This window comes from Poriferisphaera sp. WC338, assembly GCF_050931845.1.
Taxonomy (GTDB): Bacteria; Planctomycetota; Phycisphaerae; order Phycisphaerales; family Phycisphaeraceae; genus Poriferisphaera.
Map to the genome: position 1 here is coordinate 2,667,429 of NZ_CP194516.1, position 21,163 is coordinate 2,688,591.

Here is a 21,163-nt window from a genome sequence, read left to right on the forward strand (position 1 = left end):
ATCGAATTCTTTGGTAGCTGTACCACTACCAAGCATGTTTTATCAGACATTCACCCATGGTTTGCACAAGCTGTGCTAAACTCCTCAAAAAACCATGAACCATTATAGATCCTCACGCGTTTCTATTGCCTTATCGGCAATAATATGGTGCGGCCTCAGTCAACTAATATTATGCCCCTACTTCACTTACATCCGGATCATGCGAAATGGCATTTTCGAACCCTGCATATCGGTTTGTACGTACCCGCCAATCATATAGTTCGAGGCTTGCTCGCGGATCACGGCTGAAAGATCATTCTCAATTGTGACTAATATGATTCAGGGGACGCATTGTACGGATGTCTGCGGTGTTATGCATCCTTGGTAAATGAATATCTTCTGATAGGCATAGCGGTCCAAAGCAGTAGTCGAATGATCCCATATAGGGCTGCAAGTGCAACTGCAATTGTAATCCATGATACGTAGCTAAGTATATGGTTAACTTCCACAAGGTCGTAGACATTGTACATCCAAGTCGTGGCAAGAGACCGCCCAACATTGGTCAGCAGCGCAATAATGGGGCTGATGAGGATGATCACCATTCGGGCGGATGCTCGAAGCGGCATACCAAAGGCAAAAGCATACGAAATGAGCACAAAGGTCATGATAAGCGACATCACCCTGCCGGTCTGCGATAGTAACAACACATCATTCTGTGCTGTAATCATGAGATTGCCTTCACGCATGATTTCTTGGCCGAAGAGCTCGTAGACCACCTGCGTGATGTCGGTTGTAGCTGCTTGGATTGGCTCAACCACACGGGATTCGATCGGTGAAGGCACTGGGATCACAAAAATCAACACGAAGAACGCGGGCATGAATCGATAAAATACATCGGTGCCCAAAACAGACAGCACACAACCAATCACAATAAGCAATGCACCGAACTGTATGATGGTTGCTTTGCCAACAGACATACCTAGCGCATACGTTCCCCAACCCAGACCGACCATCAGCGGGCCAATCCATGTGAAAACCGGTGCACAGAAAAGTAATCGTTGACGACGCACCCAGCACAGCCAAAACACGATAAACGGTATCAACAACACATAGAGCGCATGCTGGTAATAGACCGCGGTATCCCAAATGGTCAACCAGGCATCCTGTGTGAGATAAAGTCCTAGCAAAAGCATGCCGATCGCGCCAACAAAATGGATCAGCGTCCAACCGTTGCGTGCAAGTGTTCTTGGAATAATGTGTGGGTGTCGGATCACTTCGTTTAAATGCCTACTGTCTTATCAACAATCATATCAATCGCGGATTGGCCGTTGTGGACTACACCGGAAGGCGTGACGACAGAACGCACGACTACCGCATTGGCTTGCACTTCCGCACCAGACATGATGACCGAATCGTGGATGATGGCGCTTTCATGGACCGCAGCGCCGGGCTCAATCAATTCGAAAGTGGCTCGCCATTCTTCATCATATAGCACATGATCGCGCGAAATGCCCTTTTGCTTACGGTGATATTCACGTAATCCATCAAGATAGCCACTGAGCGTTCGGATGGGCAAGCCGGCCAGTTCCTCCCGGCGAACCACACGAACATCATATGACTTTGCAATCTGCGGAAGAGCCTGCTCTTTCAGGTCAACAAAGCCGACCTTGGCAATCGAACGCAACGCACCACAACGCAATAACATAATATCCGTCGGCGTGCCATCACTGAGACACACCATCGTCACGTCAGCACGAACCGATGCCAGATCACGGATCACTTCGGTCATCTGTCCTGTCAGAATTTGAGCTGCATTGGCGGTGAGTAAATAATCATCGTCTTCGTATTGATCTGCCAGATCTCGCATCAGACCACCAGTGCCACGAAACTCAAACGGGTCCTGCTCAAGATTGATCTTAACGCGCTCGTCTTCCTTCTGCGCGATGTTCCACATCGGTGTCGCACGATCAAGCATCACACGAATTGGGAGTGATTCAATATGGTGAGCTTTGGCGGTGGCAAGTATCTGTGATTTCCATGTATCGATCACGGTCTGCTCGGATGTTACCGGCAAATTCATCAATGAACGCTTCACAGCCCGCCGAAAACTTGATGCACGCACTGAACCAGCAAGAAGAACGACCGCTTTCATATTTGAAAGAGAGTTGATCTCTTCACCATCCGCTCCAGATGTGTTTGTGATTGGTTGTGTTTTCTTGTCGACCATGATTCTAAAAGGTTTATCGGCTATTAATCACACGTGTCCGACACGATTGATCATCGGCGGAGAATTTTAGGCAGTTTCAAGCCTACACTCAATGTCCGATTATTTTTGGAACCGCCTAAACAAACTTGAGATAAGTAATCGGAGGGCAAAAGGGATACCGTCAACGAGGTACCGCTTGGCGAGTCTGCGTGGCTCTTGAATCAGCCGATGAAACCATTCAATCCCGCAAACCTGCATCCAGCGCGGCGCACGCTTGACGTGCCCGCTGATAAAACTGAGGCTGATCCCAATCCCAAGCCACCATGCATGAGGTAATTCGCCACGCAGTGTACGAACAAGGTGTTCCTGCTTAGGCGATCCGAGTGCAACATAAACCAAATCAGGGTTCGCCTCAACAAGCAAGCGTTTGATGTGCGCCATCTGTTGTGGGTCTTTTTCGAATCCAAATTCAGGACAGAAAATACCAGCAATGGTGGTGCCGGGGAATTGTGATTTAAGTTTCTCCGCAGCCTGCTCAGCTGCACCGGGCTCCCCACCTAATAAATAGATCGATCGATTGTGTTTCGCGGCTTGTTCAGAAAGTGAAATCGTCATGGTTGAACCAGCAACACGTTCAGGCAGCGGTGTACCTTGCAACTTACTCGCCCAAATAATCGGCATCCCATCCGCAACCACTACATCCGCCTCGCCAACCATATCATGAAAAGATCGATCTCGATGTGCGCGGCAAAGATGGTCGAGATTCGGCGTAATCACCCAACCACCCTGCCCAACGGATAAACAATCCATGATGTAGGACATGCACTGTGGTTCAGTCACCGCATCAAAAGTAATGCCGCCAACCGTTACCTTCGGCAACGGTGTGATATTAGGTTCATTTTCTTGATTCATATGGATAGAACGCAGCATCGTAGCCACGGCAAAAGTGAAACAAAAATCAGTTAAATTAAATCTTAGTGTAAGCCCGCAATCTCAGGTTTGAGCTGACCGCGGTCACGGCGATTGATGAATTTACGAATACTATCAAAGTAAACCGAAACTTCTGGACGAACCGTACCGACCACTTCTTTCTCAATCGCAAACGCTTGCGTCATCATGCGATTAACATGATTGTGCGACAAATACTCGATATCCATTTCAGTATCAAAAATCTGAACCATGGTCGTGGTTGCTTTATCGTAAGCATCCCTGTGCTCTGTAAGAACACCGGGTTTGCCAGCCACATATAACAAGTAGGGTAAGAGCGGCAGGTTATTAAACTCCGGCATCAGAACATTCTGCCGCTGCATCACTTGGTGATACTGGTGGAAAACTTTGCCAAGATGAACCATATCATCATCTTGAATCGGAATCTTACACGCAGAACCCGCTTGTGCCTGCGCATAAGTAAAAACTTCAAACTGTAAACGGCGATTACGGAACTTCGTCACCTGACGATAAAGATCCGCAGGTTTTAATTGCTTGCGTACAAGCTCAGCATCCATAAAAAGTTCAATCGTACTAACAAAGCCATCAGAGGCCGCAAGTTGATCATCCTCGAAAAAATCGCAGCCAACATAAGATTCTGTCCCATCAAGTGTCGCTTGATAGCGTTCCTCAATCAGATCCTTACGCAAATGAAAAGCATCAAAATGATGAAGAAAGACATGGTTGGTTTGCACTTTTGCTAAACCGAGACACCATGATAACCATGCCGCACCATGCGAGTGCTTCATCATTTTATATAACTGACGATGCGATTTACCCCAATAAACAAACTCCATTGGTAAAGACGCAAACTTACCTAATGCTTCACTTTCGACATCAGTAGGCATGGCTTCTTTGGGCCGATCACAAACGATGATAATGCTACGAAGGTTCGGCATTGCCTGCCGTTCGATGAACATCAAGTTTGGCACTAGAATCTTTTCGAGCGGCGTTACGACAGGAATGATGATACTGTAACCGGGGAGCGCCGACGCAATCGGTTTCCAGCCAACACTCGATGCGATCATTTTCTTGAATACGCTAAGTTTTGATTTCGCGGCAAGAAAAGATGTCAGGCTAGGTTCATTTGCGCTCATGTAAGAAATCCATGTTGGCCGGTTCTGATGAAAGAAGTTGGATCTATTCTATCAATAGAGCCGGCTTTCTACCTGTACTTCTTCGTATTTCTGATCTTGATCCGAGTTTTGGCCTTGCGTCAACTCTGGCTGATTACTGGGATCAAACCAATAAACCTCAATCGCCGATGCGGGCTGAAGGATACGCGTACTGTAGTATTTTTTCAGTTCTGCCTGTGTTTCAAGCTTTGGCCGAGTGAACGAGCCAAGCGGCGTGTCAGCCCAAAAAACCGCCCATGCGGGCTTTCCTTTGCTGGTGATATAACCACCATCCCACGCCCACGGCCACTCCGCAACGTTCCCATGCTCAAGATAGTAGCGAGCAATGATGGTTGTTTGCGGACGCGTATAGATCATCTCACCGGGTTTCGCATGCTGGTCAACATATGAAAACGCTTCGCGCCATCGCGGTCGGTAGCCTTTACCACCAGTATAGTACGCATTCACCGCCAACCCACTCGCCGCAAGCAATGCGATCAAAGGCGCGATCGCCAGCGCGGTACCAACATGTGGCCTGAGTTTTCGATAAACCTCAATCAATCCCAATGTCACAAGTAACAACCAACTGAATAACGAGATCATCATGTACCGTATGTGGACGTCATAGTCAATGAACTTGAAGCTGACCATCACACACAACGGCATGATCACACCAAGTGCAAGCAATATTGCAAGTCTTCGATTCGTTTTAAGCAGCCAGAATCCGCTAAAGATTGCAAAACCAGCCAAGGGTACACCGACCATATAAGGCAAACCGAAGAGAAGTGCCTTCACCGACTGGTTATTGCCTTTGAACTTGGTCGTGTTCTCAGTATGTAGGATAAAATCACTGAACCACCAGAGCATGCAAACCGCGGTTGCGATGAATAAACAAGCCCACCCCCATCGTCCCCAACGTACTGAGTTTTTAGCTCGAAGATTCAAGAGCCAATCAAGACCGAAAATCGTGAGAATCATCAGTGATGTTAGTTGTGAAGCAAAAGCAGCAATGAGGCAGATCGCGACGAGGAAGAAACTCTCCCGTCGATTATTTTTGGTCGCATCGATATAAAAAACGAAACAAAGGTTATAGAAAAGGAATTGCAGCGCATAAAAACGCGCAATCTGCGATGACCATAAGTGCCACGGCGCTACAGCAAGTAAAAGCATACTGATCAGTGCAGTGGTTGCACCAAAAGTTCGCCAGACCGCAAAACCAAGAATAAGCAGTGACAATCCACCAATAATCGCAGAAGGCATACGTGCACCATATTCGGTTACACCGAGTGATTGCCATGCTTCCGGTTTCTCTTGATCAAGCTGATCAAAATCAACACCATCTGTCCATAAGCCTATGACAGTAGGAAGATAAGCTAGTGGCCGAGCACCCACATGGCCATCAACATAAGCCTTGCTCCACTTGATCGAGAACAACTCATCCACCCACATCGAGGGCTGGTCAATTTTGTACACGCGTAAACCAAACCCGAAAGCGGTAATCATCAACAATAGAAGTACCTTAAGCCCAGCATGTCTGGGCGAGGTAGATTCTGCTGCCGTTGGCGTGGCTATTGTTGTAAGGTCTTGCTCTAACATACTCCCCGAACTTCCTTCATCATACTTATCCAAAATCAATCATGTGATGATTTAACACACATACCTGCAGTCGTCGCAAGCGATGCATTCTCATCTTGCCCCGTAGATATCTTGTTTTGTGTCGATTGATCGATAGAAATTTTCGGCCCAAAAAACAGGCAAGCCACCCCACCACCAATCTGAACACTTTGCACCACTAAATGACTCAACAGTGACGCTGCCAATGCAACTTCTGGTGCAATTCCGATCTGTCCGAAGAAGAAAACATATGCCCCTTCGTTAACGCCGATACCGAAGAATGAGATCGGCATCAGAATCAGCAAAAACACCATCGGCACAAAAGCAGCCGCTAATCCTACCGGCAGTTGCTCATGAAAACAACGGAACAAAAGTATCACAACCGCCACACGCATCGCCAGCATCAACATGGCAATCCCATATACACGGAACAGCACAGCCGGTCGACGCATCATCTCAAGTAATGATGTATGTACTTCTGAAAGCTTGCCCATCAACTTATGGACGATCTTACCGATACGTGTTTGATCACCACCACCGACGGCCACTAGACGGCCTGTGATCGCATGAATAAGATCGAAACTGGGCCGCCAAAGCAATAAAGCTATCGCGATCCAAATAAGCAGACTGAATCCCAAAATACTCCATAGCACCGCGTGATTATCGATGTATTGCCAAGTCGCAAGCCCCCCAATAACCGACACCATGGTCATGGACAAAACACCGATCATACGGTCAGCAAGTACCGCCGAAGCACCGGAGGCAAAGCCATGCTGTTGCTTGAGATAATACAATCGCATCGCATCAATACCCACACCTCCCGGCACGATCATCCCGATGAAGCCGCTGAGAAAGACGATGCGTACAAGCCGAAAGTAGCCGCGTATTCCAGAATGATCACTAAGCAGAACGCGCAATCGCCATGCCATCAAGAACCGATTGCACGTCGCAAGAAGCAACACCGCAGGCAGATAGATCCACACGATCTTCTTGAAGAGCGCCATGAACCCGCTGAAATCCACTTGGTGAAACACAATCAGCAAGATGAACAGCGTGACCGCGATACGGATCGCATATTTGAATCCTGTCTTTGCTCGACCCATGATTTTGTTAAGGCCCCGTGGTACCCGCTGTTAATACAGCATCATGACCATTGACATTGGCGAAATGTGCCAAATATGAAAAATGCCATACTACAACACACCCGTATTTGAATACAGGTGTGTCGCAATAAATATGTCGCATGAAGGTTGAATCTTGCGTTAGACGATTTTTTTACGTCGACTCGCAAGAAGCATCGTACCCGCCATCAAGAGAACCGCGGTACCGGGTTCCGGAATTAATCCAATACTGTCAATTGCACCAAACCAAGTTTGGGCCATGACGTTGTAACCCGTGTCATTCGGATGGATGCCATCTGGATCCATGTAAGTCAGATTGGCAATCTGAGTAGTTTCAGGATTGCCGCCTGAAAGGTAATTGATATCAGTGACCCATTGAGCAACCGTTGGCATCGCAATCATTGTTGTCGCATTTTGGAAAGCCGTGCTGCGACCAGCGATTTCATTCGGCATAATGGTGTTGTTGAAAGTATCAATGTTGTCATTGCCAATACGAACTTTGTCTTTGTCCGCTTCCGAACTGCCGTTATTCAATGCCCCAGGCTTGTCGATGATCTGAGCAATAAGCAGCTTCGTGTTGGCATAAGCAGGATCTGAAAGCTCCGCTTCGAGCCCCATCAAAAGCTGCCTAAGTGCAAAATGCTGCGGATTGATGTTTGTGCTCGTTGTGGGATTGAAATCGTTGGTCCCAATCATCAGCAGAATCACGTCAGGTGTGTCGCCATTGGCGGCAAGCGTATCAAATACGGTATTATCTGTCACTGGGGCATTCGACACCCAGTCAAAACCAAGATGATCAAAAAGAGAATTCGAACCAGCATTGATTCTCGCACCGGGGTAGCCTTCATGCGCGGTCTGCATTGGCGAGCTATTACTCAGTGTTGGCACGGGTGTGCCCGGACCACTCTGCGTACCAACAAATTCAAAATCCACGCCCGCACCAAGCAGTAAATTCTGTAGCGGAAGACGATAACCCGCACCATGGGTTGAACCCACACCTGCGGTGATCGAATCACCCACTGTTAAAATCTTCAGAGGATCAGCTGATGCATGACTTGCGACGCCCAAACCGGTTGCAATCAGACCAGCGGCAAAAAGTGCCTTCATATGAATCATCTCCCGTGCCTTCTTTTCATCCTGAAATGATGCACTCTGAGCAGCCAAGCGAATTCTCGCACGTGTTACGCCATAGCTAGATGTACATCACCAACATAACGATCGAAGGGTGGAAAAAGAATCTTCGCACCCCCTCCATCGATCTTGAGATGATTCAATGATAACTCACAAAGTCCTTGCAGCCAACTCCTTTTTGATTTGTTGTGCATTTTAAAGGCTATTTAACGCATTGCTTATGATTTTGACGGACACATAAACCCCTACAAAACACCTAGCCCTACAGCACTTCCCAGTTTAACTTTCCTGTTCATCCACCGGCTTGTCGCGCCGGTCACGCAGTACCTTCGCCGGCATGCCCACCGCAATCGCATAATCCGGAATGTCCTGCGTCACCACCGCCCCCGACGCCACTATCGCATGCTTGCCAATCGTGACACCATCCATCACCAGCACATTCGCGCCCAGCCACGCACCCTGCCCGATCGTATTTCCACCCTTCAAGCTGTACCCCTGCTTGCTGATCGGCTTCTCTACATCATCAAAATGATACTGCGTCAGCGCCAGATTCACGCCCGGTCCCAACATCACATCTTCCTCAATTCGAATCACATTCTCCCCGAGCGCCACCATCTCGCAGCTCCGCCCAATCCCCACGCGATCACCAATCTCAACCCGACCACCCTTACACGCAATCAGCGCCCGCTGCCCGATCATCACCTGATCGCCAAACACCATCCCCACATCCCCATCCGTCCGTGCATCAAGGATCACCTCATCCGCAATCACGCAATCATCCCCCATCTGCATCTTAAACGGATTACGCAACGTCACCCCTCGGCTAAACAGCACCCCCCGACCACATGCCTTCATAATCTGCGGCAGTAACTTCTTCCGCATCACCACACCCATCGCCCCCGGCAGCGCACCTAGCCAACACGCATACAACTCATACCGCAGCAAATCCCACAAGCGATCGCTGCCAACGATCAGCCGCTTGTACTTCGTCAGCGCACCCATTTTCTCATCAGTGATCAGATCATGCGCCTTACGCAGCTTCGGTTGTTGCTCAGATGATGTTACTTCATCATTCATCGTGCTCTTCCCATGTGGCATCATACCTGCCGTCATATCACTTGCCCCGCATACCCATTAACCAATGGACGCCTGCCCCGCTACCGTCTCAACTGACAGCCGCCCCGCGACATAATCATAAAGCTGCCGTACCCGCTCCAGATGAGCCGGGTACGTGTGGTTTTCTTCCACAAACCGCCGCCCCGCTTCGCCCAACTGCTTTTGCTTTGCTGGATCATTCACCAGATCGATGATCGCCTTCGCAAAACCTCGCGGTTCCGCTTCTCCAAGTGCCACCACCTCATCATCAAGCAGCTGCGTATGTGTCGGCAGATCCGTCACCACCACCGGCTTGCCCGTATGCATATACGGAAAAATCTTCTGTGGCGTGTTCACCCCCATCGTCCGCGGTGCCACAAGCACATCCGCCTGCGACAACAACCCACCCAACCCACTCACCGGCACCCGCCCAATAAAATGGACTGCCTCACCAATACCCAGCGCCGCCGCCTTCTTTTCATACTGCCCAATATGCTCATCACTCCCGCCCGCAATCACCAGCCGCGCCCCACACGCCGCCGCATGCACATGCACCATGCTCTCCAGCAATAAATCAACTCCCTGATACCGCTCCAAGTTCCCCACATACAGCAGCATCGCCCCTTCAATCTTCAATCGCATCCGAAGCGCATCACCATGCTCAAGATCACTTGGTTTAAGCTGCGAAATATCATGCAGCGTCTCCACATGCACCGCGCCATGCTTCCTTGCCAAATCCGCTAACGCATGACACACCGGCGAAACCGCCATAGCCCCACGCACCGCCCGCCGCTCCATCGCATTAAACCCCCACGCAACAGGCTTCAAAAACCCAAACTTCTCCACCATCTGCTGCGCGATCGACGAATCCATATCATAAACATACGGCAAGCCAAACTTCTTCTTCAGCCGCATCGCCATGAACACCGCTTCCTCACCCGCATGCACCACGTCATACCGGTTCGCCTTCGCCAGCGCCACCGCATCGACGTACATCTGCTTATCACATTTCAATTTCTTCCCAGAAAATCCTGGCCCGATCTCCCCCAACTTCTCCGACCCCTTCGTCCGGAAAATCCGCAGCCCCGGATAAGATCGATCTTCGCCCTGATGATACACGAGTAAGTCAACCTCATGCCCAAGCTCACTCAAAGCCCGCACAAGAATATCCACATCAATCGGTGTGCCCCGATCAATATAAAACGCATGCGGCGCTAACATCAAAATCTTCATCACACATCCCCCCCAGCATTCACCTTCACATCATCCTTCCCCATCAACTTCTCCCATCGCTCTCGCACCTTGTCCGCCATCTTGCTCATCCCCCAATCTGTACGGCGACAAACTAAATCATCCACACGCACCACCGCTTCTTCATCTCGCATCTGCTGCAAAAACTTCTTCGCCGCTTCATCATCCATTGCCAGAAATGCATCCGGATCTTTCAGATCAACATCAAACGCGGCCACCGGCTTCTCATAAATCAAATCTTCCGACACATCCACATATTCGCCATAAATCACTGCAAGCGCCTTCTCCGCCGTCGCCCGCGCCGTCGTGTACTTGATCCCCACACACGTCGTAAAGTTCTGCGCCGCTTCACTATTCTCATGCTTCACAATCAGCGGCCGCTCGCTCGTCTCCGCCCCGCCCCGCTTCGCCGCAAGCAGCTTCCCGTGCATCACACGCGCCACATCCCCGTGCTCAAACGCACCTCCCGTAATATTCGGCATCGCATCATTCAAATCCGCCAACATCTCACCAACCGAACGCTCAACCGTTTCCTGTAACGCTTCACCCGCCACCATTGGAAGATGTGTCGTCCCCGCCAAAATCTGCTCACCCATCGGCACCAGAAAATACATCCGCCCGCCCGCCTTCTTCGGCTGCACCGCCACCGCGTCCTCAAACATTGGCTCGCGGTCAATCAACAAATTAAACGCGCTGCAATACGGCACCTCAAACCCATCAATCCCCGCCAGTTCGCACATCTTCGCCGCCCCACCCAGCGTACAATCTGCCACTTCATCACAATCAAACGCATGGCGCTCACTGTGAATCTGATCCGTCGCCATCACCTTCTCGATCCGTCCGTCTACTGATTTAAAACCATCTACTTTACAATAGTTGATTGCCTTCCCGCCAAGACTGATCGCCCACCGCAACATCTCCATCTGCACCCGAGCCGGATTCGTCATGATCGCATCCTGCCAGAGCGCGCCGCGTTTCAAACCTTCCTGCCGCACCCCCGCATACCGCTCGATCACTTCCTCGTTTGACAGAATTCTTGATCGCCCAAGATGGCACCTTTCCGCAACCCCCTCATTCTTCTTCCGTGACAGATGATCATTCAGCTTAAGCGCTACGCCCATCATAGAGCTTCTTTTCATTCCCCGGTTATAGAGCGGCATCATGCAATCCAACGGCCGAACATGCTCCGCGAAATGCTCACAAAACCACCGCCGCTCCGCCACCGATTCCTTGAACCGTTTCAGATCCACCTGCTGCAAATATCGCAACCCCCCATGCAGAATCCGCGACGACTGGGCGCTCACCCCACCACCAAAATCTCCCGCCTCAAGCAGCAACACCTTTAACCCGCGCAAGGCCGCTTCAAGCAGAAGCGTCGCGCCATGTATCCCGCCGCCAATCACGACAAGATCATAATGTGTCTTCGCACATTCCCCTGGCTTTCGTGTTATCGAAGTACGATCAACCATGCTTCTTAAACCACTTCCCCATCATCAACCGCAATTGCGTCCACACAATCGCAAATAAACCCATCCTCCCTCGAAACACCTTCACATCCCCCCGCAAACCATCTCGTATTTCCGAGAACCAATCCTCGCCGCCCGCCCCTTCAACACAAAAGCCATACGCGCCCGTCCGCACATAGCCATCACTAATCGGCAGCGCATCCGACCCCGGCAGCACCTTAAACCCTTTGTTTTCCAGCTTCGACATCATCTTCCGCTGCGCGAACAATCCTTCCCGTAACGGTGTGTCTCCCAGATAAACATCCTTCGAGTCCAGCGAGTCCAGCGCTTTCTCAATCACTTCCCTGCGATGCCCCGTCCACTTACCCAAACCCCACGGCAAAATCACGACGCGATCACCGACCAAGATTGTTTGCGCCAATAATTCAAGCGGCATTTCCTCACTTGGTCCCTGAAGATCACATCCAGTTGCCAGCATTTCCAAATTTTCAGCCGTCACAAGCTGCCGCCCACCGATGATGCCGACTTCCCCACCATCTTCATGCTTCATCACCCGCAACCGCGCCTCGCCTTTCCGCGCCAGCCGCCACTTCCCCATCACTTCACCCTTGTCGCATCGCTGGTAAAATCGCTCGTCCCCCGTCTCTGCCATCATCAGCACATACCGCGCTTCACCGATTCCCATGCGCTCGTGTGCCGCCTGAAAATTCCGCTGCGCAACATCAAGCACGTCCTCGCCTCGTACCCCATGCCGTACATGCACATGTCCATCAACCAGATAATGCATGTTCAACTTTCTTCTTTCCGAAGTATCCGCCGATCCACCACATCGCGCCCGCAAACATCAGTTCCGTCACCAGCGTGATCATGTGCAACCCAATCGCCCAAGGCCGCGAATGATTCGCGCCATAAAACAACGGCATCGGGCTCGCAATCCGCCCTTCAAATACAGGCCAAAACGCCATCACCCCCCGCCCTCGCGTCAGCATATCCATCACGATATGCACCGTATAACATCCCGTCCCCACGCACCACATCAACAGCAATGGCAGCCGCCAAACCATCCGCAGCAATCCCGCAAAAAACAAACCATAAACAGCCGCCACCGCAAAACTGTGCATCACCATCCCGTGCTCAAACGCCGCCACCCCCGGCCACATCGCCCGCAAAGCAAAATCAACATCCGGCAACACCAGCGAAAACAACATCCCCCACTTCACTACACGCCACTGTCCCGCATCCAACCCTGCAAACGCGCGGCTCTTCCCCAGCCCACGCGTCAACAAACAAACACTCCCATGCGCAATCGGTGACGGCATCGTTTTTACACTGCCCCCGCACCCGCAGGTTCTTCTTTCACCTCGGCCTCCGCATGGGTTTGCCCAAACGTGTTCCGAATTTTATACGGCGTGCGATCTTGCGCTTCATGATAGATCCGCGATAACAATTCCGAGATAATCCCCAGCATCAAGAACATGATCGCCATCATGAACAACATCGCCGCAAACGTCACCAACACATTATCATTCAACATTACTGCCTTACCATGCTCCGTCCAATGACCAAACTTCTGCACGATCGCTACCGCCAACGACATGAACGAGAACAACACCACAAACACCGCCAATTTCCCAAAGAAATAGATTGGCTTCGTTAGATAATCACCCAAGAACTTCACCGTAAGTAAATCAAGCATCACCTTCATCGTCCGCTTCAGACCGTACTTACTCACCCCAGCAACGCGCGGCCGATGATTACAAACCACTTCCGTAATCCGCGCCCCGCGCCACTTGCAAATCGCCGGCAAAAACCGATGCATCTCACCATACAACTTCACATCTTCCAAAACTTCCGCCCGGTACGCCTTAAGCGTACAACCAAAGTCATGGATCTCTTGCGTCCACGTTAGCCGTTTGATGAGCCAATTCGCAAGCACCGATGGTAGCCGCCGACTCATCCACTTATCCTTCCGCGCTTTTCGCCATCCACTAACAATATCCCAGCCGCGTCCTTCCTCAAGCTTCTCCACCAGCATCGGTACATCTTTCGGATCGTTCTGCAAGTCGCCATCCATCGGCACGATCACACGGCCTGAAGCCTTGTTAAAACCTGCCGCCAATGCCGCTGTCTGGCCAAAATTACGGAAGAATTCGATCACGACCACACCCGCATCATCGCCAACCGTCTCAACCAATTTGTCAACGGTCTTATCGTAACTACCATCATCGACAAAGATGATTTCATATCGCTTACCCTGCTGCGCGTCAATCATGTCGCGCAACTCCTGATAGAGCGCTACAACATTCTCTTCCTCATTATATAGAGGAATGACGATAGAAATATCAACCCCAGTTTTGCTGTTCATTGCCCCAGCTCCTTCATTATCATCCAACTTCATTGATAAGCAGCATCATCGATATATATGCACCACAACATCCCGATGCAAGCTACTGCTTATGTTCTTCTTCGTCTCGTTTGGTTTTTACCCAACCCGATTGACGCTTCCCGAAAAATTTAAAATAGATCGGCACTTTCCATACCACGTATCGCGGTATCTTCCAGATCACACTAAGTGGCACATCTTTTCGAGCAAATTGGATCCACCCCAACATGATCCCGCCGCCTGCCAGACATGCACTAATGAACAATATAATAAACGGCACCACCTCACCAGTTAAAGCGCCAATCGCGCCAACTACGAAAAGCAGTGCAATAGTCAACACAGTCGTAACTGCGAGCGGCGGAACGGCCAAATCCAACGCACTTAATAGTAATCTTGGATGGGCATGCACAATGGCCGACTTGATTAAGCGCGGCGCACAACCAAATAAGATCTCCAAATGCCCATGTTCCCATCGCGTCCGTTGCTTTTCTGCAATCTCATTGTTCTCCGGCAAAAGCGCCGACACCCGCGCATTCTCGCATAACACCGCACCCTGCCCTACACACGCAAGCTCCATCCCTAGACGCATATCCTCCGCAAGCGCTGTACTGCGGAAGTTAATCTGCATCGCCATGCTATACGGCATACCAAACCCCGAACCCGTAATCTGTACCGGCATACCAAGTACATTCAATCCTAATAGCCGCACATGATTTTTGATATAAAGCGCCAACGTCGATACCTGTGAAATCACACTGTTGTCATCCTCACCCTGACGCATCATATAAATCGATTGAACCACACGGCCGCTCTTTTGTATATACCGCACAAGTCGATCCATCGCATGCGGCTCGCCATAACAATCAGCATCCATCACAACAATACACGAACTCTCTAAATGATGATCTCTCGCATAGTCCACACCTCCCGCCAGCGCAAATGCCTTACCAATCTCATCAGGCGCATCATACTCACACACATGCACATTAAATTCGCGTGCAACCTCTGCTGTTTCGTCTGAACAGTTATGTGCCACCACAATCACATGATCATTTTCGCGTACCTGCTTTTTAAATTCCGTCAGCATGTCACGGATAATCGATGCCTCATTATGAGCAGGTATCACAAATGTTGCTGGCTCACGGTCCTGCCCATCTTCCTCAGCCGCCTTCTTGCTGCCATCACCAATAAACCAATCGTGAATCACCGCACACCAGCACTCTAATGCAAGCTGTAACAGCATCACACTGCCGATAACGACCAAGATGATTTGGATAGTATTCAGCGCTAACATCGCGTTCATCCTTCAATCAATATCGATACGTACACGCAAAACCTAAGCGGCCTTGTATTCGATCAATTTCGCTTGTTTGCCGAACAAGCGGTTTATGGTGTATTTCAATTGCCCAATCGCATTCGGTAACTTACCGAGCGTCGTATACTTGGCGTACAGCCGTGCAGTACGCTCATCATGCCCCTGCTTCATGCACGATTTATACACACGGATATACAACCGTACATAAACTGTAAAAAGCAATAAACTCAACCCCCATGTCACCCATGATAGCAAAACCGCCACTAGCGGAATCACAAACCCATATACCCAGTTGCTAAGCATCTCTCGACGCCAGTGCTGCTCAGGTTTATCACCGTGCATCACCGCGCCTTCTGCATAACCCCACCCTGCACGAAGCGAACGCTTCCACCACTGCGAGAACTTCGTCATCGCTGCATCATGTAGACTCATTTCACAATCAAGTCGGTGAATCTTCCAACCCAGTTGCCGAACGCGCACACACAGTTCTGGTTCTTCTCCACAAATAAGCGTTTCATTAAACCCTCCCACTCGTTGCATCACACTCATCCGCATCATTGCATCACCGTGACAATACTTCACATCACCTATTGGTGTATCCCACTCCACATCTGTCAATCGATTATATGTTGATGCATCAAGAAACCGCTCACGTCGCCGACCACTCACAATCGCGCAATCTTCATGCGCCTGCAAGTAGTCTCTCCCTTTCTCAAGCCAATCAGCATTAATCTCACAATCACCATCTACAAACTGTACGAACTCAATGTCGCTTGCCCGTGACAACAATCGTTCAAATCCCGCATTCCGGCCACGCGCCATCGTAAATGAAACACTCATATCCAAATCAACCACATCCACACCGATCGACTTCGCATAATCTTGGCTACCATCTGTTGATCCCGAATCAACATACACAACATCCTCACACACTTGCTTCGCTGATTGCAGGCAAACTTTCAATCGCTCGCCTTCATTTCGACCGATCACCACAACCCCTGTTTTCCCATTTTTTTTCTCATCTTCAATCTCAGCGTCATCCCGCCACACCGGCGTCTGCGACATCGCCACTTGCTTAAAGTTCTCACAATTCAGCTCAAGCCCAAACCATACCCCAAGCTCTGCAAGGTCATGATCAAAGATTTTCTCCAATCGACTTCGACGATCCGCTGATATCGTAGGGCGTCCTTTCATCTTCCAGAATCCCTTCACCCAATCACGAAACTTCTGCGGCACAAATTTTTTCCGTACCAACGTCATCGGCTTCGAATATACGATCGCATCACGCAATCCACTTTTTCGCTCACGCTCAGCCGACACATTACTCGCATCAAGATCATCTTTCCAAACAGGATCACCCTCGTAACCAAGAAACTTACAAATTCGTTCAAGTTCGTACTGCGAATCTTTGATCAACCGATCAAAGAACACCAGTTGAATACGATCTTTGCCAATCGCGTCGATCCATGGCCGAAGCTGCATTGCATACAAACTATACTCTGTCAGCCGTGGCACCTGATCAATCGCCTTATCGATCCCAAAGCTAAACTCCTGCTCAGTCCATCCATGGATATACTGCGACACCAAACGATTAATTGGATGTCGTACAACATACACCACTTTTACATCAGGCTTATAAGCAAGCAACCTCTCAATTGTTTTCGGGTATGTCGGCAGCTTTGCATAATGCGTACTCGACTCACCGCAAAGATCGTCATCCTTTGCTTCTTTAAACAACGATGCATACCAATCCAAACCTTTTGCATATACCTCATCATTGCTGAAAAAGTACGGCTCCTTAGGCTCGGTCAAGAACATGCCCGGCTGCTGCTGAAGCTGATCATGCAACGTACTGGTCGCACACTTCATCCCACCAATAATCACAAAGTCAGGACCATCTTTCACGCTGAATCATCTCCCAATCGCCCTGTCGTTCGCATTGGATGCGACCAGTTCATCCAAATATCCTTTGTCTCATCCTCACACACGTGCGGCTGTTTCCGTCCTATTTTCTCACGTAGTAATGCTAATATTCGTCCACACGACCAAAGCACATTGCTCAGCCACAAACCAGGTCGGCCATAAAACTTCGCAAGGTATCGTGCCCGGGACGCATAGTAATAGGATGGACGCTTCCCAAGATTTGCCGTGAGTTCTTTAACAGGATTACTTTGCCCGCGCAAATGCACCACACGTGCTTGCGGCCAATTTAGCACTTTCCAGCCCGCCTTCCGCGCACGCCGACAATAATCCGGATCATCAAAATACAAGAAGTACCCCGGATCAAGCACGCCAATCTGTTCCATTACGTCATGACGAATCAGTGCACACGCAAATGTTGTCCACTGTGGCTCTGTCGGCATCTCACTCACAGGGATCGGAACATCAAACCGCCGAAACAGCTTCGTCACCAAACTCGTATGAGCACCATTAATCATCTCACTCACAGGATTGATATATCGAAAACAGCTGATCTGTGCTTCCCCATCAGGCCACTCCAGACGCGGACTTATAATTCCCGCTTCAGAATGCGAATTCGCAACTTCCATCAATGTTTTCAATGCCCCAGGTCGAACCACCGTATCTGCATTCAGCAACAAGTAGTTCTTCGGGGGATTGTCCCATTTCATCGCTTCTTCAAGAATGACATTGTTACCCCCAGAAAAGCCGCGGTTTGGCGTGATCACTTTTAACCAACACCAATCGCTCCAACCTTCAAGCTCAATCGCATCCGCAAGCTTTTTCGCTGCTTCCTCACTCGTACCGTTCTCACACACTGCAACATGCACGCCAGGCGTATCGTGAATCTGCGCACCAATCGACCGTAAGCAATCGATCGTCAGATCTACCGCCCTATAGCAAACGATCACAACTAATAGATTAATGTTTTCGTGCATCAATGACTTCTTTAATATGAACGCGTTACGATCCGAGATTCGGATATACATCAGCGTAGTAAGCAGCAATTGCATCCCATGCCGCCGATTCATCCCATTCCGCCACCTGTCCACTCACCGGATCAAGATTGATCCGCACACGTGGCTCTGCAAACTCTGTTTGTGTACATAGATCTACTTTGCAATCATGATTTAACCGAGATCGCATTTCCTTCGCAAAACGTAGTGCAAAAGCGCCTTGCGTCTCAACATAACCACTCGGATTAATCTTACGATGCCCTTGAGCATACGGTAAATCTTTCGTAAACTTTGCATATATTCCCGCAAGTAAACTCACATGGATGTTATCCCGCACATAGTCCGGCGTACGTACCCCGGGCACATCACCACTCGACCATGTCTTCATTAAATAATTTGTAAAACGTGGCTCTTCCAATGGACCAAACGGATTCGGAATCACAAACTTCCCAATAACCATTCCCAACATATCACCATAATAATGGAACATCTCTGAGGTAATCCCCTTCGACAAACCATATGGCGAGAACGCGCATCCACCTTCCGACCCAGCTCCTTCATTCTGTTCAAAAACAGAGCCTGTCAGCAAAACACGATCACACTCCCGCTCACGCAGCAATTTCATGATTGTCATCGTATTCAACGTATTACGGCCTACCGCCCGGGCGATATCAAATTCATCACTATGATAATCCGTCACATCTGCGGCATGATGCGCGAGTAAATCCCACCGCTTCTCTGATTTGACCAGCTCAAGAAACACATCACTGCCATATGAGCATTCATAAATGCACGTAGCACGATCTTCAATCAAACGGATACGCTGATCTCGCAACCCTTTATAAGAATCGCGTGACCGCTGATACACCGCCACAACATCATGCCCATGATCTAGCAACTGCTTCACAAACCAGCAGCCTGTAAATGAACTTGCACCTGTAAACAATATCTTCATAGTTCTCACACCATTACTTATCATTTAAGATGAATCGCTGGATCAAAATCTACATGATTCTTATCCTTGTCCGATACAACCACGGGTTTGATCGGCCACTCAATCTCGAACTTCGGATCGTTATACCGAACACCTCGTTCATGCTCCGGCGCATAGAACTCATCCACAAAATAGAACGCTTCCGTGTTATCCGTCATCGTGATAAACCCGTGCGCAAAACCCTTCGGCACGTACATCATCCTGCGATTCTCCGCAGACAATTCCGCACCGTAACTTTGACCAAAAGTCTTCGATCCCTCGCGTAAATCAATAATCACGTCATACAACGCCCCCTTAATACATCGAACAAGCTTTGTTTCGGCATGCGGCGCAAGCTGATAATGCATCCCGCGGAGCGTCCCCTTCTCTGCACTAAGTGAATTGTTCACTTGCACAAATTCGGTTGCCAATCCATGATCTGCAAATTCATTGCGACAAAACGCTCTCGCAAAAAATCCACGTTCATCGCCACGTTTTTCTAATTCAATAATATATGCACCATCAAGCGGTGTTTTATGAAAAATCATAATGATCTATCTCCTGCTTATTCAGCCTCAACCACACCTAGTTTGCCCATACGGTGCTTTAATGTACGCAAACGTACAAACTGATCGCTTTCAAAATCCTTCTCACTAAAGCCGTGCTCTTTCATTTTGGCAAATAACTCTTCCATACCCGATTTCAACGTATATTGCAGCTTGAAATCTGGAAGCAACTCGTTGAGAAGATCAAATTTCACACGATAATTCCGTGGATCATTACCCACTTCGCCGGTGAAGACAATATCTGCTGATGGGATCAATTCACCAACATAATCCGCCACATCCTTCACCTGATAGTTTTCTGTGTTACCGCCGATATTGACTGCTTTGTTATGAATACATTCACGTGGCGCTTCTAAGAATGCGCAAAATGCTCTCGCAATATCTCGACAATGCACCAATGGACGCCAAGGCGAACCGTCACTTTGAATACGAATCTGATTGAATGCCAGAGCCGAACCTAAAAGGTTATTCACTACAAGATCAATACGCAGCATTGGTGAATGACCATACGCTGTCGCATTCCGCAAATATGCAGGCGAAAATGTGTCATCAGCCAATTTACTAACTTCAGTTTCGGTATCAATCTTGGATTTGGCATAGGCTGTGAGTGGATGTAAACCATCGTTCTCTTCAAGATCAAGTTTCTCGCCTTTGCCGTAAACAGAACAGCTGCCGGAAAACAAATACCGACCTACACCTGCCTCTTTGGCCTTCTTCGCAATCTCAATGGACGCATCACGGTTTACACCCAAGGTAATCTCTGGATTCAAATCCCCCATTGGATCGTTCGAAATCGCAGCAAGATGCATCACGCAATCATGACCACGCAGGTCATCAACTGTAATCTCGCGAACGTCCTTAATATGCTCATGATCCGGACGCACAAACGGCTCCCACTCGCAACCCTCAAATAATGCAAGATCACATCCAGTGACTTCATGCCCAGCATCTTTGAGTAACTCAACAAGATGCACGCCAATGTATCCTAAATGGCCAGTTACAAAAACTTTCATAATCTATAATCCTCGTGTATTAATCGTTTGATT

At 49.2% G+C, this 21,163-nt stretch carries 19 protein-coding genes; all 19 read right to left on the reverse strand.

Features of this window, described 5'->3' with window-relative positions:
• Positions 1-350: 350 nt before the first annotated feature.
• Complete coding sequence (locus ACQ6WK_RS10935; RefSeq protein WP_432800394.1) at positions 351-1,172, reverse strand: exosortase/archaeosortase family protein; 822 nt, start codon at positions 1,170-1,172, stop codon at positions 351-353.
• Positions 1,173-1,258: 86 nt separating this feature from the next.
• Positions 1,259-2,206, reverse strand: a complete 948-nt coding sequence (locus ACQ6WK_RS10940; protein WP_432797420.1) for a hypothetical protein — start codon at positions 2,204-2,206, stop codon at positions 1,259-1,261.
• Between the two features lie 99 nt (positions 2,207-2,305).
• Positions 2,306-3,097 (reverse strand): WecB/TagA/CpsF family glycosyltransferase, encoded by a 792-nt coding sequence (locus ACQ6WK_RS10945; protein ID WP_432797421.1) that lies wholly within the window; start codon positions 3,095-3,097, stop codon positions 2,306-2,308.
• 62 nt (positions 3,098-3,159) lie between these two features.
• Positions 3,160-4,269, reverse strand: a complete 1,110-nt coding sequence (locus tag ACQ6WK_RS10950; protein ID WP_432797422.1) for a hypothetical protein — start codon at positions 4,267-4,269, stop codon at positions 3,160-3,162.
• A gap of 51 nt (positions 4,270-4,320) precedes the next feature.
• Positions 4,321-5,883: a glycosyltransferase family 39 protein gene (locus ACQ6WK_RS10955; protein ID WP_432797423.1), complete on the reverse strand. Its 1,563-nt coding sequence runs from the start codon at positions 5,881-5,883 to the stop codon at positions 4,321-4,323.
• 35 nt (positions 5,884-5,918) lie between these two features.
• Positions 5,919-7,004: a lysylphosphatidylglycerol synthase transmembrane domain-containing protein gene (locus tag ACQ6WK_RS10960; RefSeq protein ID WP_432797424.1), complete on the reverse strand. Its 1,086-nt coding sequence runs from the start codon at positions 7,002-7,004 to the stop codon at positions 5,919-5,921.
• A gap of 159 nt (positions 7,005-7,163) precedes the next feature.
• Positions 7,164-8,138 (reverse strand): SGNH/GDSL hydrolase family protein, encoded by a 975-nt coding sequence (locus ACQ6WK_RS10965; RefSeq protein WP_432797425.1) that lies wholly within the window; start codon positions 8,136-8,138, stop codon positions 7,164-7,166.
• A gap of 294 nt (positions 8,139-8,432) precedes the next feature.
• Positions 8,433-9,230: an acyltransferase gene (locus ACQ6WK_RS10970; protein WP_432797426.1), complete on the reverse strand. Its 798-nt coding sequence runs from the start codon at positions 9,228-9,230 to the stop codon at positions 8,433-8,435.
• A 57-nt stretch (positions 9,231-9,287) separates the two neighbouring features.
• Positions 9,288-10,481, reverse strand: a complete 1,194-nt coding sequence (locus tag ACQ6WK_RS10975; RefSeq protein WP_432797427.1) for a glycosyltransferase family 4 protein — start codon at positions 10,479-10,481, stop codon at positions 9,288-9,290.
• Positions 10,481-11,968: an FAD-dependent oxidoreductase gene (locus ACQ6WK_RS10980; protein ID WP_432797428.1), complete on the reverse strand. Its 1,488-nt coding sequence runs from the start codon at positions 11,966-11,968 to the stop codon at positions 10,481-10,483. Before ACQ6WK_RS10980 ends, ACQ6WK_RS10975 begins: the two co-directional genes overlap by 1 nt.
• Positions 11,961-12,752, reverse strand: coding sequence for a hypothetical protein (locus tag ACQ6WK_RS10985; protein ID WP_432797429.1), 792 nt, complete (start codon positions 12,750-12,752; stop codon positions 11,961-11,963). The genes ACQ6WK_RS10980 and ACQ6WK_RS10985 overlap by 8 nt, the downstream gene beginning before the upstream one ends.
• Positions 12,736-13,284, reverse strand: coding sequence for a metal-dependent hydrolase (locus ACQ6WK_RS10990; RefSeq protein ID WP_432797430.1), 549 nt, complete (start codon positions 13,282-13,284; stop codon positions 12,736-12,738). Before ACQ6WK_RS10990 ends, ACQ6WK_RS10985 begins: the two co-directional genes overlap by 17 nt.
• Before the next feature lie 5 nt (positions 13,285-13,289).
• Positions 13,290-14,330 (reverse strand): glycosyltransferase family 2 protein, encoded by a 1,041-nt coding sequence (locus ACQ6WK_RS10995; protein ID WP_432797431.1) that lies wholly within the window; start codon positions 14,328-14,330, stop codon positions 13,290-13,292.
• An 82-nt stretch (positions 14,331-14,412) separates the two neighbouring features.
• Entirely contained in the window at positions 14,413-15,642 is a 1,230-nt protein-coding gene (locus ACQ6WK_RS11000; protein WP_432797432.1) for a glycosyltransferase family 2 protein, read from the reverse strand.
• Positions 15,643-15,684: 42 nt separating this feature from the next.
• Positions 15,685-17,568, reverse strand: coding sequence for a sulfotransferase (locus ACQ6WK_RS11005; protein ID WP_432797433.1), 1,884 nt, complete (start codon positions 17,566-17,568; stop codon positions 15,685-15,687).
• Entirely contained in the window at positions 17,565-18,560 is a 996-nt protein-coding gene (locus ACQ6WK_RS11010; RefSeq protein WP_432797434.1) for a glycosyltransferase family 2 protein, read from the reverse strand. Before ACQ6WK_RS11010 ends, ACQ6WK_RS11005 begins: the two co-directional genes overlap by 4 nt.
• 25 nt (positions 18,561-18,585) lie before the next feature.
• Positions 18,586-19,533: an NAD-dependent epimerase/dehydratase family protein gene (locus tag ACQ6WK_RS11015; protein ID WP_432797435.1), complete on the reverse strand. Its 948-nt coding sequence runs from the start codon at positions 19,531-19,533 to the stop codon at positions 18,586-18,588.
• A 20-nt stretch (positions 19,534-19,553) separates the two neighbouring features.
• On the reverse strand, positions 19,554-20,099 hold the full coding sequence (rfbC, locus tag ACQ6WK_RS11020; RefSeq protein WP_432797436.1) for a dTDP-4-dehydrorhamnose 3,5-epimerase: 546 nt from the start codon (positions 20,097-20,099) through the stop codon (positions 19,554-19,556).
• Between the two features lie 17 nt (positions 20,100-20,116).
• On the reverse strand, positions 20,117-21,130 hold the full coding sequence (locus tag ACQ6WK_RS11025; RefSeq protein ID WP_432797437.1) for an NAD-dependent epimerase/dehydratase family protein: 1,014 nt from the start codon (positions 21,128-21,130) through the stop codon (positions 20,117-20,119).
• Positions 21,131-21,163: the final 33 nt, after the last annotated feature.